Source organism: Flavobacterium sp. CECT 9288, assembly GCF_918731615.1.
Lineage (GTDB): Bacteria > Bacteroidota > Bacteroidia > Flavobacteriales > Flavobacteriaceae > Flavobacterium.
In genome coordinates, this window is record NZ_OU957226.1 from 1 (window position 1) to 17,756 (window position 17,756).

A 17,756-nucleotide genomic window follows, 5' to 3' on the forward strand; every position below is an offset into this window, starting at 1 on the left:
CTTGTGACGCTGTTCACAAAGCCTTCAAAGCTTAGCGTTAGCAGCGGAGCATAAGTAGCACAGGAACAATCAATGATAATGACGATGCACCAGTGGTAACGATTGCAGATGCTTCAATCACAGAAGGAGGAAACTTGAGTTTCCCAGTTACATTGAGCAACCCATCAGCTACAGACATCACCGTTACTTTAGGCTTTACCAATGTAACGACAGCCAATGGCGATTATACAACAGTTCCGGTAACGGTAACGTTCTTAGCAGGAGCCACAACAGCTACAGCAACAGTACCCACAACGGCTGATACTATCGATGAATTAGACGAAACCTTCACCGTAGCTATTACCAGTACAACAGGAACCGTTGGATCAACAACAGATACCGCTACAGGAACAATCAATGATGATGACAATGCACCAACAGTAGCAAGTATCAGTCCTTCAAATGCTGTTGAAGGAGATGCTGTAGTATTCAACTTTACGTTGAGCAACCCATCTGCGGTAGATACCACCTATACGTTCACTTTGACCAATGGAACCGCAGGAAGTGCTGATTACACTACAACAAGCATTACCGTAACAGTTCCAGCAGGAGCAACCACGGGAACGGTAAGTGTACCCACTACAGCAGACACTATTGATGAAGCAGACGAAAGCTTTAGCATTAGCAGCGGAGCAGTAAGTAGCACAGGAACAATCAATGATAATGACGATGCACCAGTGGTAACGATTGCAGATGCTTCAATCACAGAAGGAGGAAACTTGAGTTTCCCAGTTACATTGAGCAACCCATCAGCTACAGACATCACCGTTACTTTAGGCTTTACCAATGTAACGACAGCCAATGGCGATTATACAACAGTTCCAGTAACGGTAACGTTCTTAGCAGGAGCCACAACAGCTACAGCAACAGTACCCACTACGGCAGATACTATCGATGAATTAGATGAAACCTTCACCGTAGCTATTACCAGTACAACAGGAACCGTTGGATCAACAACAGATACCGCTACAGGAACAATCAATGATGATGACAATGCACCAACAGTAGCAAGTATCAGTCCTTCAAATGCTGTTGAAGGAGATGCTGTAGTATTCAACTTTACGTTGAGCAACCCATCTGCGGTAGATACCACCTATACGTTCACTTTGACCAATGGAACCGCAGGAAGTGCTGATTACACTACAACAAGCATTACCGTAACAGTTCCAGCAGGAGCAACCACGGGAACGGTAAGTGTACCCACTACAGCAGACACTATTGATGAAGCAGACGAAAGCTTTAGCATTAGCAGCGGAGCAGTAAGTAGCACAGGAACAATCAATGATAATGACGATGCACCAGTGGTAACGATTGCAGATGCTTCAATCACAGAAGGAGGAAACTTGAGTTTCCCAGTTACATTGAGCAACCCATCAGCTACAGACATCACCGTTACTTTAGGCTTTACCAATGTAACGACAGCCAATGGCGATTATACAACAGTTCCGGTAACGGTAACGTTCTTAGCAGGAGCCACAACAGCTACAGCAACAGTACCCACAACGGCAGATACTATCGATGAATTAGATGAAACCTTCACCGTAGCTATTACCAGTACAACAGGAACCGTTGGATCAACAACAGATACCGCTACAGGAACAATCAATGATGATGACAATGCACCAACAGTAGCAAGTATCAGTCCTTCAAATGCTGTTGAAGGAGATGCTGTAGTATTCAACTTTACGTTGAGCAACCCATCTGCGGTAGATACCACCTATACGTTCACTTTGACCAATGGAACCGCAGGAAGTGCTGATTACACTACAACAAGCATTACCGTAACAGTTCCAGCAGGAGCAACCACGGGAACGGTAAGTGTACCCACTACAGCAGACACTATTGATGAAGCAGACGAAAGCTTTAGCATTAGCAGCGGAGCAGTAAGTAGCACAGGAACAATCAATGATAATGACGATGCACCAGTGGTAACGATTGCAGATGCTTCAATCACAGAAGGAGGAAACTTGAGTTTCCCAGTTACATTGAGCAACCCATCAGCTACAGACATCACCGTTACTTTAGGCTTTACCAATGTAACGACAGCCAATGGCGATTATACAACAGTTCCAGTAACGGTAACGTTCTTAGCAGGAGCCACAACAGCTACAGCAACAGTACCCACTACGGCAGATACTATCGATGAATTAGATGAAACCTTCACCGTAGCTATTACCAGTACAACAGGAACCGTTGGATCAACAACAGATACCGCTACAGGAACAATCAATGATGATGACAATGCACCAACAGTAGCAAGTATCAGTCCTTCAAATGCTGTTGAAGGAGATGCTGTAGTATTCAACTTTACGTTGAGCAACCCATCTGCGGTAGATACCACCTATACGTTCACTTTGACCAATGGAACCGCAGGAAGTGCTGATTACACTACAACAAGCATTACCGTAACAGTTCCAGCAGGAGCAACCACGGGAACGGTAAGTGTACCCACTACAGCAGACACTATTGATGAAGCAGACGAAAGCTTTAGCATTAGCAGCGGAGCAGTAAGTAGCACAGGAACAATCAATGATAATGACGATGCACCAGTGGTAACGATTGCAGATGCTTCAATCACAGAAGGAGGAAACTTGAGTTTCCCAGTTACATTGAGCAACCCATCAGCTACAGACATCACCGTTACTTTAGGCTTTACCAATGTAACGACAGCCAATGGCGATTATACAACAGTTCCAGTAACGGTAACGTTCTTAGCAGGAGCCACAACAGCTACAGCAACAGTACCCACTACGGCAGATACTATCGATGAATTAGACGAAACCTTCACCGTAGCTATTACCAGTACAACAGGAACCGTTGGATCAACAACAGATACCGCTACAGGAACAATCAATGATGATGACAATGCACCAACAGTAGCAAGTATCAGTCCTTCAAATGCTGTTGAAGGAGATGCTGTAGTATTCAACTTTACGTTGAGCAACCCATCTGCGGTAGATACCACCTATACGTTCACTTTGACCAATGGAACCGCAGGAAGTGCTGATTACACTACAACAAGCATTACCGTAACAGTTCCAGCAGGAGCAACCACGGGAACGGTAAGTGTACCCACTACAGCAGACACTATTGATGAAGCAGACGAAAGCTTTAGCATTAGCAGCGGAGCAGTAAGTAGCACAGGAACAATCAATGATAATGACGATGCACCAGTGGTAACGATTGCAGATGCTTCAATCACAGAAGGAGGAAACTTGAGTTTCCCAGTTACATTGAGCAACCCATCAGCTACAGACATCACCGTTACTTTAGGCTTTACCAATGTAACGACAGCCAATGGCGATTATACAACAGTTCCGGTAACGGTAACGTTCTTAGCAGGAGCCACAACAGCTACAGCAACAGTACCCACAACGGCTGATACTATCGATGAATTAGACGAAACCTTCACCGTAGCTATTACCAGTACAACAGGAACCGTTGGATCAACAACAGATACCGCTACAGGAACAATCAATGATGATGACAATGCACCAACAGTAGCAAGTATCAGTCCTTCAAATGCTGTTGAAGGAGATGCTGTAGTATTCAACTTTACGTTGAGCAACCCATCTGCGGTAGATACCACCTATACGTTCACTTTGACCAATGGAACCGCAGGAAGTGCTGATTACACTACAACAAGCATTACCGTAACAGTTCCAGCAGGAGCAACCACGGGAACGGTAAGTGTACCCACTACAGCAGACACTATTGATGAAGCAGACGAAAGCTTTAGCATTAGCAGCGGAGCAGTAAGTAGCACAGGAACAATCAATGATAATGACGATGCACCAGTGGTAACGATTGCAGATGCTTCAATCACAGAAGGAGGAAACTTGAGTTTCCCAGTTACATTGAGCAACCCATCAGCTACAGACATCACCGTTACTTTAGGCTTTACCAATGTAACGACAGCCAATGGCGATTATACAACAGTTCCAGTAACGGTAACGTTCTTAGCAGGAGCCACAACAGCTACAGCAACAGTACCCACTACGGCAGATACTATCGATGAATTAGATGAAACCTTCACCGTAGCTATTACCAGTACAACAGGAACCGTTGGATCAACAACAGATACCGCTACAGGAACAATCAATGATGATGACAATGCACCAACAGTAGCAAGTATCAGTCCTTCAAATGCTGTTGAAGGAGATGCTGTAGTATTCAACTTTACGTTGAGCAACCCATCTGCGGTAGATACCACCTATACGTTCACTTTGACCAATGGAACCGCAGGAAGTGCTGATTACACTACAACAAGCATTACCGTAACAGTTCCAGCAGGAGCAACCACGGGAACGGTAAGTGTACCCACTACAGCAGACACTATTGATGAAGCAGACGAAAGCTTTAGCATTAGCAGCGGAGCAGTAAGTAGCACAGGAACAATCAATGATAATGACGATGCACCAGTGGTAACGATTGCAGATGCTTCAATCACAGAAGGAGGAAACTTGAGTTTCCCAGTTACATTGAGCAACCCATCAGCTACAGACATCACCGTTACTTTAGGCTTTACCAATGTAACGACAGCCAATGGCGATTATACAACAGTTCCGGTAACGGTAACGTTCTTAGCAGGAGCCACAACAGCTACAGCAACAGTACCCACAACGGCAGATACTATCGATGAATTAGATGAAACCTTCACCGTAGCTATTACCAGTACAACAGGAACCGTTGGATCAACAACAGATACCGCTACAGGAACAATCAATGATGATGACAATGCACCAACAGTAGCAAGTATCAGTCCTTCAAATGCTGTTGAAGGAGATGCTGTAGTATTCAACTTTACGTTGAGCAACCCATCTGCGGTAGATACCACCTATACGTTCACTTTGACCAATGGAACCGCAGGAAGTGCTGATTACACTACAACAAGCATTACCGTAACAGTTCCAGCAGGAGCAACCACGGGAACGGTAAGTGTACCCACTACAGCAGACACTATTGATGAAGCAGACGAAAGCTTTAGCATTAGCAGCGGAGCAGTAAGTAGCACAGGAACAATCAATGATAATGACGATGCACCAGTGGTAACGATTGCAGATGCTTCAATCACAGAAGGAGGAAACTTGAGTTTCCCAGTTACATTGAGCAACCCATCAGCTACAGACATCACCGTTACTTTAGGCTTTACCAATGTAACGACAGCCAATGGCGATTATACAACAGTTCCAGTAACGGTAACGTTCTTAGCAGGAGCCACAACAGCTACAGCAACAGTACCCACTACGGCAGATACTATCGATGAATTAGACGAAACCTTCACCGTAGCTATTACCAGTACAACAGGAACCGTTGGATCAACAACAGATACCGCTACAGGAACAATCAATGATGATGACAATGCACCAACAGTAGCAAGTATCAGTCCTTCAAATGCTGTTGAAGGAGATGCTGTAGTATTCAACTTTACGTTGAGCAACCCATCTGCGGTAGATACCACCTATACGTTCACTTTGACCAATGGAACCGCAGGAAGTGCTGATTACACTACAACAAGCATTACCGTAACAGTTCCAGCAGGAGCAACCACGGGAACGGTAAGTGTACCCACTACAGCAGACACTATTGATGAAGCAGACGAAAGCTTTAGCATTAGCAGCGGAGCAGTAAGTAGCACGGGAATAATTTTAGATGATGATGTTACACCAATAGCTACCAACGACGTTGTAACAACAGATGAAGACACACCTGTTACAATTAATGTAACGACTAACGATACTGATGGTGACGGTACCATTGATGTTACTACAGTAGATTTGGATCCTGCTACAGCAGGTATACAAACCACATTCACGGTAGCAGGAGAAGGTACCTATACGGTAAATAATTTAGGAGTAATAACCTTTACACCGGTATTGAACTATAATGGTACTACTACAGCAATCACTTACACCGTAAACGACAATAGTGGCATAGTATCGAATAGTGCTACTTTGACTATCATCGTTAATGCAGTAACTGATGCATTAGTTGCTAATAACGACCCTCTTCCATCAACAGGAGGAAATGTAACAGCAAACGATACTTTAAATGGAGTACCGGTAACTACAGCTAATACTGATGTAACACCAGTAACAAATGGACCATTGAGTATTGATGCAGATGGAAATTTAACAGTAGCGCCAAACACCCCAAATGGTACGTACACCATCACGTATGAAATTTGTGAAGCAGGAGCTGTACCAGTAAATTGTACCACAGCTACGGTCACTGTTAATTATGTAAATCCATTAGTTGCTAGTAATGATACTTTTACAGCAGCAGGAGGGAATGTGTTAGGAAATGATAGTGTAAATGGATCACCGGCAACCATGACAAATACTGTTGTGACACCAGTAACTAGCGGGCCATTAAGTATAGATGCTGCAGGAAATGTAACAGTAGCACCAAACACACCAAGTGGCACCTACACTATCGTTTATGAAATTTGTCAAACAGGAATGACTCCTGCAAACTGTACCACAGCTACAGTAACGGTTGTAGTAAACAATATCATTGTTGCCAATAACAACACATTCTCACCAACAGGCGGTAATGTAACAGCAAACGATACGGTTAATGGTGTACCAGCCACGCCAGCGAATACTGATGTAACACCAGTAACAAGTGGACCATTGAGTATAGATGCAAATGGAAACTTAACAGTAGCACCTAATACACCAAGTGGTACTTACAACATAGAATACGAAATCTGTGAAGTCGGCGCAAGCCCATCAAATTGTACACGAGCTATAGCAACGGTAGTGATTAATAATTTAATCGTAGCTAATAACGTAACCATTCCATCGACAGGAGGAAATGTAACAGCAAACGATACGATAAATGGAGTACCTGTAACTACAGCTAATACTGATGTAACGCCAGTAACAAGTGGACCATTGAGTATAGATGCAAATGGTAATTTAACAGTAGCACCAAATACCCCAAGTGGCACGTACACGATAACATATCAAATATGTGAAGTAGGAGCAACACCAGCAAATTGCACCACAGCTACCGCAACGGTAGTAGTAAACAATGTATTAGTAGCTTTAAATGATACGCTACCAGCCACCGGAGGAAATGTTCTAGCAAATGATACCATTAACGGAGTACCAGCAACAGCTGCTAATACAGATGTGACGCCAGTAACAAATGGACCATTGAGTATAGATGCAAATGGAAACTTAACTGTATCGCCAAATACAATAGCAGGAACTTATAGTATTACGTATCAAGTATGTGAAACAGGTTCTAATCCGTTGGTGTGTACCACAGCCACAGTTACAGTAGTTGTGAACGAAACGCCAGATATAGCCATAGTTAAAACAGCCGTATTCAATGATGAAAATGGAGATGGTTTTGCACAAGCAGGAGAGACTATTACCTACAGTTTTGCGGTAAGCAATACAGGAAACACGCCATTAAACAATGTAACAGTAACCGATGTGCTACCAGGTTTGATACTATCGGGTAATAGCATACCTTTATTGCCAGTAGGAGCGACAAACAATACAGCCTATCAAGGAGTATATCGCTTGAAACAATCCGACATCAATTTAGGAAGCGTAACCAACCAAGCAACCGCAACAGGAGTTACCCCACTAGGAGTTGTAGTAAGTGATTTATCAGATGATTCTAGTGCTTTAAGTGATAGACCAACAGTACTTGCTATTCAAGGATGTGTGATCGAAGTGTTTAATGCAGTAGCGCCAAATGGAAATGGAGACAACAAAGTGTTCCGCATTAGAGGACTAGAATGTTACAGCGACAATACGGTAGAGATATACAACCGCTGGGGAGTACTAGTATTTGAGAGAGCAGGATATAACAATGATGATAGAGCTTTTAGAGGCGTTTCAGAAGGAAGAGTAACCATCAAACAATCCGAAGAGTTACCAGAAGGAACGTATTATTACATCTTGAGATATAAGGACAGTGCAGCCACTAGTTTTGAAAAAGCAGGATACTTATACATCAACAGATAATAAATAAATAAAGCTCATAAGTTTAAAAATGGAAGCAATATGAAGACAAAATTAGTAGTAGTAATGGTACTCTTACTCTCGGGTATAGTAAATGCCCAGCAAGATGCTCAGTTTACACAGTACATGTACAATTCGATCAATATAAATCCAGCCTATGCAGGTTCGCGTCAGTCCATGAATATTTTTGCCCTACACCGCACCCAGTGGGTAGGGCTAGATGGGGCACCAGTAACTAATACTGCCTCTATTAATACTCCTATCAATGATACTAAACTAGGCCTAGGAGTATCAATCATAAATGACAGGATAGGGCCATCTGATGAGAGCAATCTAGCAGTTGATTTTTCATACTACATCAATACCTCAGAAGACTTCAAACTCTCCTTTGGATTAAAAGCCTCAGCAAATCTATTGAATGTCAATTTTGATAAGTTGAATCAGTATGATCCTAATGACTATAGTTTTGAGAATAACATAGACAATAAGTTTTCACCTAATATAGGAGTGGGACTTTATTGGTACTCAGATAAAACCTATGTGGGTCTTTCAGTTCCTAACTTGTTAGAGACAGAGCATTTTGATAAATACGCAGGAGTAGGAGCCAATTCTTATATTGCACGAGAACGCGTAAACTATTACTTAACAGCCGGTCACGTATTTGATTTAGATTATAATTTAAAATTCAAACCAGCCATGATGACTAAGATGGTTCAAGGTGCTCCACTACAAGTAGATTTATCGGCTAACTTCTTGTTTAATGACAAGTTTACAGTAGGAGCTGCTTACCGCTGGAGTGCTGCATTGAGTGCCATGGTAGGCTTTCAGGTATCAGACTCTTGGTTTATTGGGTATGCATACGATATGGAAACCACACGACTGGCTAATTACAATTCAGGGTCACATGAAATATTTCTTCGTTACGAAATATTCAAACGATATAACAAAATCACATCACCTAGATTCTTTTAATTTAATATAACGTTATGAAATTAAGCGCCAAACATTTCGGATGCTGTGTAGTTTTTTTAGTGTCAACAGTAATGGGGTATGCCCAAAAAAAAGGAGTTGCAATTGCGGATAAAAACTTCGATAATTATTCTTACGTTGATGCCATAGCTACCTATGAGAAAGTAGCAGAGAAAGGATATAAAGACGAGAAAATGTTTCAAAAACTGGGAGACTCCTATTTCTTTATAGCCAATTTGATCAAGGCAGAGAAATGGTATTCTGCTCTTTTTGCGATGAACCCAGTTCAAGAAGCCGAGTATTACTACAGGTATTCCCAATCGTTAAAAGCCGTAGGCAACTATGCTAAGGCCGATAAAATGCTAGAACAGTTCATTTCCAAATCAGCCACAGACCAGCGAGGGAAACTCTTTGCGAGTCAGCGTGATTACTTAAAAGACATCAAGGAAAACTCAGGGAAATATGAAATATTTGATGCCGGAATCAACTCCCCTTACTCTGATTATGGAAGCGCTTACTACAACAATACCCTACTTTTTGCATCGGCGCGCGATACAGGCGGAGTAGCTAAAAAAGTGTTCAAGTGGAACAATGAATCCTTCACTAACTTGTACAGCTCCCAGATCAGTACAGATGGTAGTGTGGGTAAACCAGAGGTGTTTAATAAAAACATCAACAGTAGGTTTCATGAGTCAACACCTGTTTTTACCAAAGATGGCCAAACCATGTACTTCACGCGTAATAATTACCTAAACGGGAAAAAGCAAAAAGACAGCAGACGTATTATATTATTAAAACTCTACAAGGCCACGAACGAAAATGGAAAATGGGTCAATGTACAAGAGCTACCTTTTAACAGTAATGAGTACAGTGTAGCGCATCCAGCGCTGAGTGTAGACGAGAAAACTTTGTATTTTGCATCAGACATGCCAGGTACCAAGGGATTGTCAGATCTTTTTAAAGTAAGCGTCAATGCTAATGGCACCTACGGGACACCAGAGAATTTAGGATTGCCTATCAACACAGAGGCAAGAGAAACCTTTCCTTTTATCTCAGCAGACAATAAAATGTACTTTGCCAGTGATGGCCACCCAGGACTAGGAGGGTTAGATGTGTTTGTGATGGATTTATCATCAAAAACTCCTGGTAGTACCATAACAAACATAGGTACACCTATAAACAGTACCCAAGATGATTTTTCATTTGTGATTGATGCAGAGAATAAAAAAGGATTTGTAACCTCTAATAGAGAGGGTGGGTTAGGATCTGATGACATCTATAGATTCAATAAATTTCCTGTTCCTGTTTGTAATCAAGTACTTCAAGGAATAATAAAGGATCAAGATACAGATTTAGTCTTGGCCAATGCCAAGGTAAGTTTGTTTGACGCGAATTTTAATTTGATTAAAGAAATCACCACTCCATCATCAGGAGCCTACAGCTTTGAGGTAACATGCGGAACCACATATTATTTACGTGGCGAAAAGCCAGAGTATGAAACCAAAGAGAATAAGATTGTAATAGCAAAAGTATCTGGAGCAACACAAGGTCCATTGGCCTTAGAGCCAAGAAAAAAAGTTATTGAAGTAGGTACAGACTTAGCTAAGACCTTGGATATTCCAATACTTTATTTTGATTTAGACAAGTCATTTATTCGAAAAGATGCGGCATTTGAGCTAGAAAAAGTATTAGCAGTGATGCAACAATACCCAAAGATGACCATCGATATTAGATCCCATACAGATTGCAGACAAACCGCAGCATACAACCAAGCACTATCTGATAGAAGAGCTAAATCAACGAAAGCATGGTTGATCAAAAACGGTATAGCTGCAAATAGATTAACAGCAAAAGGATACGGTGAATCACAACTTGTAAACGATTGCGGATGTGAACCTACGAACCAATCAAACTGTACAGAGGCACAACATCAAGCCAATAGAAGAAGTGAGTTTATTGTTATATCGATGCAATAAATCTTCTCTAAACAACAAAAATCAAAAAAGGCTATCCATAACGGGATAGCCTTTTTTGTTGGTTGAAAAATTATAAAAAACCATAGAATAATTTCTTCTATGGTTTTAGTTTATAAGTTCTAATTCTTCCTATTGATTACTATAGGAGCATTGTTAGATTTTTGATCTTCAATTTTATTTTTTGAATTAGTAGATCTGTAATAATAAGAATCCTCATCAGAAGAATCTTGATTGTTACTATAGTCTACAGAGTTTGAATTTTGACCATAGTAGTATGCTTTTCCTCCTTTTACACTACCTATCATATCTATGACCTGTCCTCTGCGATTGTAGATGATTTCTAATCCGCCCACACGCTCTAGAGCAAATCTATTGTAAGTCATGTAAACAGATCCTATTCGCTTCACTCGGTCATTAGCATCGTAATTGATAAATACATTACCTACTTGTCTCACACGGCCTAGATTGTCATGTTCAATTCTCACTCCATAATTGATAGGACGATTTCTATTAGGTGTTCCATACGTTCTATTGACTCTACTGTTTGAGTTTGCTTTGTAATACATCTCACCGCGAGTTGTTGGTCTGGTATTAAAATCCAATTGACCATCAGGAAATACATAAAAAGCAATGCCTCTTTCTATGAATTCTACAGGTTCGTCATTGTCAAAAAGAGAAGACGATTTTATAATTACAGAGAAATCTTTTTTCTCTGTTGCGTTGGCAACACTACCTCCAAATACGAAGATACTAGCAACTAAAAGGGTAATTTTTTTCATGATACTTCTATTTTGAATTTTGCCTACTCTTGAGCTTTTCGGCTTTCGCTTTAACTATTTAGTTGAATAGGGATATTCAAGTAGTGTGCCAAAAAAAAGTAGCTGTGATCTAGAACTAGTATTTTAACTGCTGCTGTTGTAGTTTTTATATCATTTAATATGCAGTATATCAATGGTGTATAGAATTAATATTAAGCTAAAAATATTTTCAAAAGAGTGGTTATTTTTAATTTTTTAAGCAAACAGAATCAAACTACTTATCAACAGTGCTTAAAATTAACTTCTGTTACGAACACGCTTCAACTGATATTGAGTAATTTTGTAGCATGTATGCACTAGTAGATTGTAACAATTTTTATGCCTCATGCGAACGTGTTTTTCAGCCGAAATTCAACGGGAAACCTGTTGCAATCTTGTCTAATAATGATGGTTGTGTCATTTCACGTAGTAATGAAGCGAAGGCGGTAGGAATAGGAATGGGAGCGCCCGCTTTTCAAATAAAAGAAATTGTAAAACAGCATGATGTGCAATTATTTTCGTCAAATTATGCCTTGTATGGTGATTTGAGCAATCGAGTAATGAAGATTTTAGAGCAGTTTACACCAAATGTAGAGATTTATAGTATTGATGAAGCTTTTTTAAACTTTGATGGATTATCAATTGAGGACTATCACCAGTATGGAATTCTAATGAAGAACCGAGTGCATAAATGGGTGGGTATTCCGGTTTGCATTGGCTTTGGCGAAACCAAAGCATTATCAAAAGTAGCTAATAAAATTGCTAAAAAATTCCAAGATAGAACGCAAGGTGTTTATGTTATAGATAGTGATGAAAAGCGAGTAAAAGCGCTTAAATGGACTAAGATTGAAGATGTTTGGGGCATAGGACATCGACTGAATAAGAAAATGAAAACTAGAAATATAGCAACCGCTCTTGACTTTACCGCACCACAACATGAGGCTTGGATAAAAAAAGAAATGGGTGTACTGGGAATGCGTTTAAAGTATGAACTAGAAGGTAAATCCGTATTAGACCTAGAGCCTATTGCTACCCAAAAAAAGAGTATTGCTACTACCAGAAGTTTTCCTAAACAAATTGCGGAGTTTGATTTATTACGAGAGCGTGTAGCTACTTTTGCAGCGCAATGTGCCGAAAAATTACGCAAGCAAAAATCTTGTTGCCACACCATAATAGTCATGCTAGTTGTAGACAAACACAGCATACAAACATCTAAATATTATTTTAATTGCGCCGTAACATTGCCTTATGGGTCTAATTCTACATTGACCATTGCTAATGCTGCGATAGCCTTACTTAAAAAACTTCATGCAGGTAATGAGCACTTAAAATTTAAAAAAGCAGGTGTAATTGTTACTGAACTTATTGATGAAAATAAAAAACAGTTTGATCTTTTTGAGGAAGAAAATCCCAAACATTTGCAACTAATGAAAGTAATTGATGGGTTGAATGCTAAAATAGGCGACAAGAAAATAAAACTAGCATCGCAGAATTTAAGTTTGACCTGGAATATGAAACAAAACCATTTGTCACCTAGATACACCACCAGTTTTAAAGATATACTTGAAATAAAATGCCAGTAAACAAAACATCTAAACTTACTTTTTACTTTCCTGATTTTGAAAGTGAATTGCGCATTCCTTTTATAAACGAAGGGGTTTCAGCAGGATTTCCATCGCCAGCCGCTGATTTTATGGAAATGAGTATTGATTTGAACAAACAATTGAGTGAAAACCCGCTGGCTACTTTTTATATTAAGGTCAAAGGAAACTCTATGATTGATGCAGGTATTGATGACAAGGATGTACTTGTTGTTGACCGAAGCTTAGAGCCACAAAATAATAAAATAGCCATTTGTTTTATTGATGGAGAGTTCACCGTAAAGCGAATGAAGGTAGAAAAAGATTGTTTGTATCTCATGCCAGAAAACCCAAATTATCCACCCATAAAAGTCACCGAGGAAAACGAACTCCTCATTTGGGGTATTGTAACCTACGTGATTAAAAAACTGTAGTTACCAAGTAATTTTAATTTTTTGATAAAAAAAACCGACCTGCATCTATCAAGAGCAGGTCGTTTTTTGTGATATGAGAAGGTGTTGGTGTTTTGGAGTAATTCTATTCTCATTTAATTAGTTGTTGTTTAAATGCTTATATGTTTTTACCAAAATATAATTTCATTTTATTCATTTAGGATTTTTGTTAATTATTTGTTAATTTTTACAAATGTCCCTTATTTTTTTTCAGATTTGTTTTACAGTAGTTACACGTGTATTTTTGTTTCAAATGTAGGGTTTAAAACTATGTTTTATTCATCGAGAATATTGGAAACGAGTGGATTGTGGAATATGAAAGTTCTGTCTATACTTCATATTCAGCTTTCCTTACTGCAGCTGTAGTAATTTACATTTTTAAACTGGTTGTTAGTCGTAATAAATTTTATAAATGCTTGATAAGCAGACCTATTTAAAACAAAACAAAAAAATGAATATGAAATCACTTTTACTACTAGTTATTTTCCACTTTTCAGGAGTTCTAATTTACGCTCAAAACTTTCCAAAAGATACTTTGCGTTATGAAATAACTTATGATTATTCATATCAAGTGAACAAAGAGGATACTCTCAGCAAACAGAAAGAGCAAATGGCATTGTATGTTGCAAAAGATTTTTCATATTATATAAGTTTGAATCAAAAGAAATTGCTTGATATGGCGCGCGAATATGAGGTGTCTAAGGTACTTCCTGATAGAAAGGCGCTATCGAGATCAAAAATAAATTATACAATAGTAAAGGAATATAGTACTAGTAAATCAACTCTTATCGATAGGATTGGACAAGGTACTTATACATACAATCAAGATTTAGATAAGTTTGGTTGGAAATTACAAGAGGAGCAAAAAGAAATATTGGGGTATAACTGTAAAAAGGCGACTACTGAGTTTGCGGGTAGAACTTATGTGGCATGGTATACCACAGAAATTAGTATAGCCGATGGGCCATATAAATTTCATGGTTTGCCTGGTTTGATTTTATCGATTTATGATACCAATAAACATTATCAATTTACTGTTTCGAGTATAAAAAATAGTTCTAGTTTTTGTAATACTGGGGAGCAATTACAAAAACCTACTCAAATAACTTATGAAGAGTATAAACAACTAAAAAAGAGATACAAGGAAAAACCATCGACCTTGATTAATTCAGGTGGAATGACTTTTCCAAAGGAAATGCTTGATTTAGCAGATCAAAGAGCCAAGGAAAAGATGAAGTTTGAAAACAACCCTATGGAGCTTACAGATTAATGCGAATATTTTTTTGGCTGCTGTTATTTTTATGTAATTGCTTGTATTCTCAAACCGTAATTAAAGGGCAAATTTCGGATACACGAGGCAAGGTAATTGTTAGTGCTAGTGTATCCATTTATAAAAAATCATCTTCTGCTATCATTGCTTATGCCATTACAGATAGTAAAGGTCTGTTTGCAATTACCTTTGTCAGTCCTGATCCTGTAGTAGATTTGGAGGTACGCTGTATCGGATATGAAACAGTATTAAGTGCAATTAATAATACTCCGCAAACTAAAAATTTCATTCTTTCTGAAAAGTCATTTGTCTTAAAGGAGGTTTCTGTAAAAGCAGCACCTATTTTACAAAAGGGCGATACTCTGCGCTATTTGGTAAATTCATTTTCAAAAGAGCAAGATCGAAGCATTGGTGATGTGTTAAAGAGAATGCCAGGAATTGAAGTGCTACCTGATGGTAAAATTTTATATCAAGGTAAAGCAATTAATAAATATTATATTGAAGGTCTAGATTTGTTAGAAGGAAAATACAATTTAGCCAATGACAACTTGCCGTATCAAGAGGTTTCTCAAGTACAAATTCTGGAGAACCATCAGCCTATAAAAACGCTGGATAGTTTACAGTTTTCTGATCGAACGGCACTCAATATCAAACTTAAAAACTCCTATACTTTTACAGGTCAAGCTAGAATTGGCACTGGTTTTAGCCCATTACTTTGGGATGCCAATATTACTCCGATGCTTTTCTCTAAAAAAAGACAAATGCTCACTACCTACCAAACGAATAATACAGGAGATAATGTAGCTTCGCAGCTTAAAAAGTTAACAATTGAAGATTTACTAAATCAATTTGAAAACAATTCAGAGAAAATAGATTGGCTTGCAGTACAGCAATTAGCTAATCCGAAATTTTCTGAAAAGAGATGGCTTGATAATTCCATTCACTTATTGTCAAGCAATTATTTGCAAAAGCTACAGAAAGACTATGAATTGCGTGTGAATGTTTCGTATTTAAACGATTATCAACAGCAAAAGGGTTTTACCAATACGCAGTTTTTTACACCTTCGGGTACAATTGATTTGTTAGAAGAAAAATACAATCAATTTTATTACAATTCCTTGCAAACAAATTTTACGCTTCAAAAAAACACAACCAAAAATTATTTTAAAAACAGTCTGGAGTTTCAAGGCTTTTGGGATAGTCAGCGCGGTAATATCGTTTTGAATAACGAGGGTTTAAAGCAGGAGTTAGGAAATGAATATTTTAGGTTTTCAAATAATTTGAAATCAATTTTTTCATTAGGAAAACAAAAGCTTGTACTTTTTTCATACCTAGGTTTAAACAAAACACCACAAGAACTTCGCGTAAATCCCGGACAGTTTGAAGGTTTACTTAACGAAAGCAAACCTTACGACTCCGTTACACAACAAACAGATTTACTCACCTATTACACAAACAATACGTTATCGATGATCAAAGCGGTAAAGTATTTTACATTGGAGTCAAAAGTAGGTTTACAATTAGAAAATCAAAAACTCAATAGTGATATAGCTACATCAACTAATAGCGTTTTAAGTTCTGATTTTTCGAATACTTTAGATTGGTTTCGTTCTAAAGTGTATGTTGATTTGCAAACTCAATTTAAAAAAGCGAATTGGCGAATTGAATTGTCAACCCCAATTAATTTGTATTCGTACACAATAAAAGACGCTCCACTTCAACAATCGGAAAACGTAAATCAAACTACTTTTGAACCGAGATTGACAGTGAACTATGACATAAATTCATATTGGAAAATTAATTCTTCAGCAGGAATTTCGAATCAATTTGGTACTATAAACCAGTTGCATTACGGTTATATTTTACAAAATTACCGAAGCATTAAGAGAATTGATTCTTCCTTGCCACAATCCACAATTCAAAATTTTAATGTGGGAGTCTCATTTAGGAATCCTGTGAAATCACTTTTTTTTAATTCCAGCTACAGCAATGTGCAAAGTGAGAATAATTTACTGTACCAAAGTGAAGTTTTAGCAAATGGAGCAGTTTCAATTGAGGCGATTGAACAATTAAATACAAGATACAGTCATAATTTTTCAACCCGAATTGGGAAATATGTTTCAGCTATTAAATCAAATCTAACGCTTAATAGCAGTTTTGCTTTGCAGGAATTTCAGCAAAGCATTAATGGTAATTTAGTAGATATAGCAAATCAAAATTTAATTTTTGGAAGTAAAATAGATACCGATTTAACGGATTGGCTTAACTTGGAATACGCAGGAAGTTGGACGTTCTCGAATAACAAATTAGAGGAACTAAAACAACCGCAAGTAAAACAACAAAATCATGTTTTGAATCTGAATTTTAATTTGAAAAACAAACAATATTTAGGTCTAAAGTCAGAGTATGTAAGTACGACCTTGTTCAATAAAAGAAACGAAAATTTGTTTGCAGATTTTATTTATAGATACACGAGTCAGAAGAAAAAAATTGATTTTGAGATGCAAATGAACAATATTTTTGGTACCAATAATTTCAAAACTATCAATGTCAATGATTATAGTTATGTGACAACTAATTTTCTATTAAGACCACGACAACTGTTATTCAAAGTTAGATTTTCTTTATAACTCCTGAATCTGAATTTTGAACATCTAAATTTGATATTTGAATGCATGACATTCAAAA

At 38.4% G+C, this 17,756-nt stretch carries 8 protein-coding genes; 7 read left to right on the forward strand and 1 reads right to left on the reverse strand.

Going from position 1 to position 17,756, the window contains the following annotated elements; translation table 11 throughout:
- Positions 1-68: 68 nt before the first annotated feature.
- Genes LQ189_RS00005 through LQ189_RS00015 form a run of 3 tightly spaced genes read left to right on the forward strand, consistent with a single transcriptional unit; the run spans position 69 to position 10,969 of the window.
- Complete coding sequence (locus LQ189_RS00005) at positions 69-8,027, forward strand: Calx-beta domain-containing protein (RefSeq protein WP_255667908.1); 7,959 nt, start codon at positions 69-71, stop codon at positions 8,025-8,027.
- 39 nt (positions 8,028-8,066) lie between these two features.
- Positions 8,067-8,996: a type IX secretion system membrane protein PorP/SprF gene (locus LQ189_RS00010; RefSeq protein WP_086455432.1), complete on the forward strand. Its 930-nt coding sequence runs from the start codon at positions 8,067-8,069 to the stop codon at positions 8,994-8,996.
- A 14-nt stretch (positions 8,997-9,010) separates the two neighbouring features.
- Entirely contained in the window at positions 9,011-10,969 is a 1,959-nt protein-coding gene (locus tag LQ189_RS00015; RefSeq protein WP_230153766.1) for an OmpA family protein, read from the forward strand.
- 119 nt (positions 10,970-11,088) lie between these two features.
- Here the strand turns inward: LQ189_RS00015 and LQ189_RS00020 are convergent, their stop codons facing one another.
- Positions 11,089-11,748, reverse strand: coding sequence for a hypothetical protein (locus LQ189_RS00020; RefSeq protein ID WP_230153767.1), 660 nt, complete (start codon positions 11,746-11,748; stop codon positions 11,089-11,091).
- 326 nt (positions 11,749-12,074) lie between these two features.
- On the opposite strand from LQ189_RS00020, the gene LQ189_RS00025 reads away from it, so the two are divergent.
- The 4 genes from LQ189_RS00025 to LQ189_RS00040 all read left to right on the forward strand — a co-directional run bounded on the left by LQ189_RS00025 (position 12,075) and on the right by LQ189_RS00040 (position 17,698).
- Positions 12,075-13,349 (forward strand): Y-family DNA polymerase, encoded by a 1,275-nt coding sequence (locus LQ189_RS00025; RefSeq protein WP_230153768.1) that lies wholly within the window; start codon positions 12,075-12,077, stop codon positions 13,347-13,349.
- Positions 13,340-13,780: a LexA family transcriptional regulator gene (locus LQ189_RS00030; protein ID WP_230153769.1), complete on the forward strand. Its 441-nt coding sequence runs from the start codon at positions 13,340-13,342 to the stop codon at positions 13,778-13,780. Before LQ189_RS00025 ends, LQ189_RS00030 begins: the two co-directional genes overlap by 10 nt.
- Positions 13,781-14,255: 475 nt before the next feature.
- Positions 14,256-15,068 carry a GLPGLI family protein gene (locus tag LQ189_RS00035; RefSeq protein ID WP_230153770.1) on the forward strand — a complete coding sequence of 271 codons (813 nt, stop codon included), beginning with the start codon at positions 14,256-14,258 and terminating at the stop codon, positions 15,066-15,068.
- A 41-nt stretch (positions 15,069-15,109) separates the two neighbouring features.
- Positions 15,110-17,698 (forward strand): carboxypeptidase-like regulatory domain-containing protein, encoded by a 2,589-nt coding sequence (locus tag LQ189_RS00040; RefSeq protein ID WP_230153771.1) that lies wholly within the window; start codon positions 15,110-15,112, stop codon positions 17,696-17,698.
- Positions 17,699-17,756 lie beyond the last annotated feature (58 nt).

Bases quoted from the DNA above. Each gene is read 5' to 3' on its own strand.
- LQ189_RS00010 (WP_086455432.1), top strand. From the start codon at position 8,067: ATGAAGACAAAATTAGTAGTAGTAATGGTACTCTTACTCTCGGGTATA.
- LQ189_RS00015 (WP_230153766.1), top strand. From the start codon at position 9,011: ATGAAATTAAGCGCCAAACATTTCGGATGCTGTGTAGTTTTTTTAGTG.
- LQ189_RS00020 (WP_230153767.1), bottom strand. From the start codon at position 11,748: ATGAAAAAAATTACCCTTTTAGTTGCTAGTATCTTCGTATTTGGAGGT.
- LQ189_RS00025 (WP_230153768.1), top strand. From the start codon at position 12,075: ATGTATGCACTAGTAGATTGTAACAATTTTTATGCCTCATGCGAACGT.
- LQ189_RS00030 (WP_230153769.1), top strand. From the start codon at position 13,340: ATGCCAGTAAACAAAACATCTAAACTTACTTTTTACTTTCCTGATTTT.
- LQ189_RS00035 (WP_230153770.1), top strand. From the start codon at position 14,256: ATGAAATCACTTTTACTACTAGTTATTTTCCACTTTTCAGGAGTTCTA.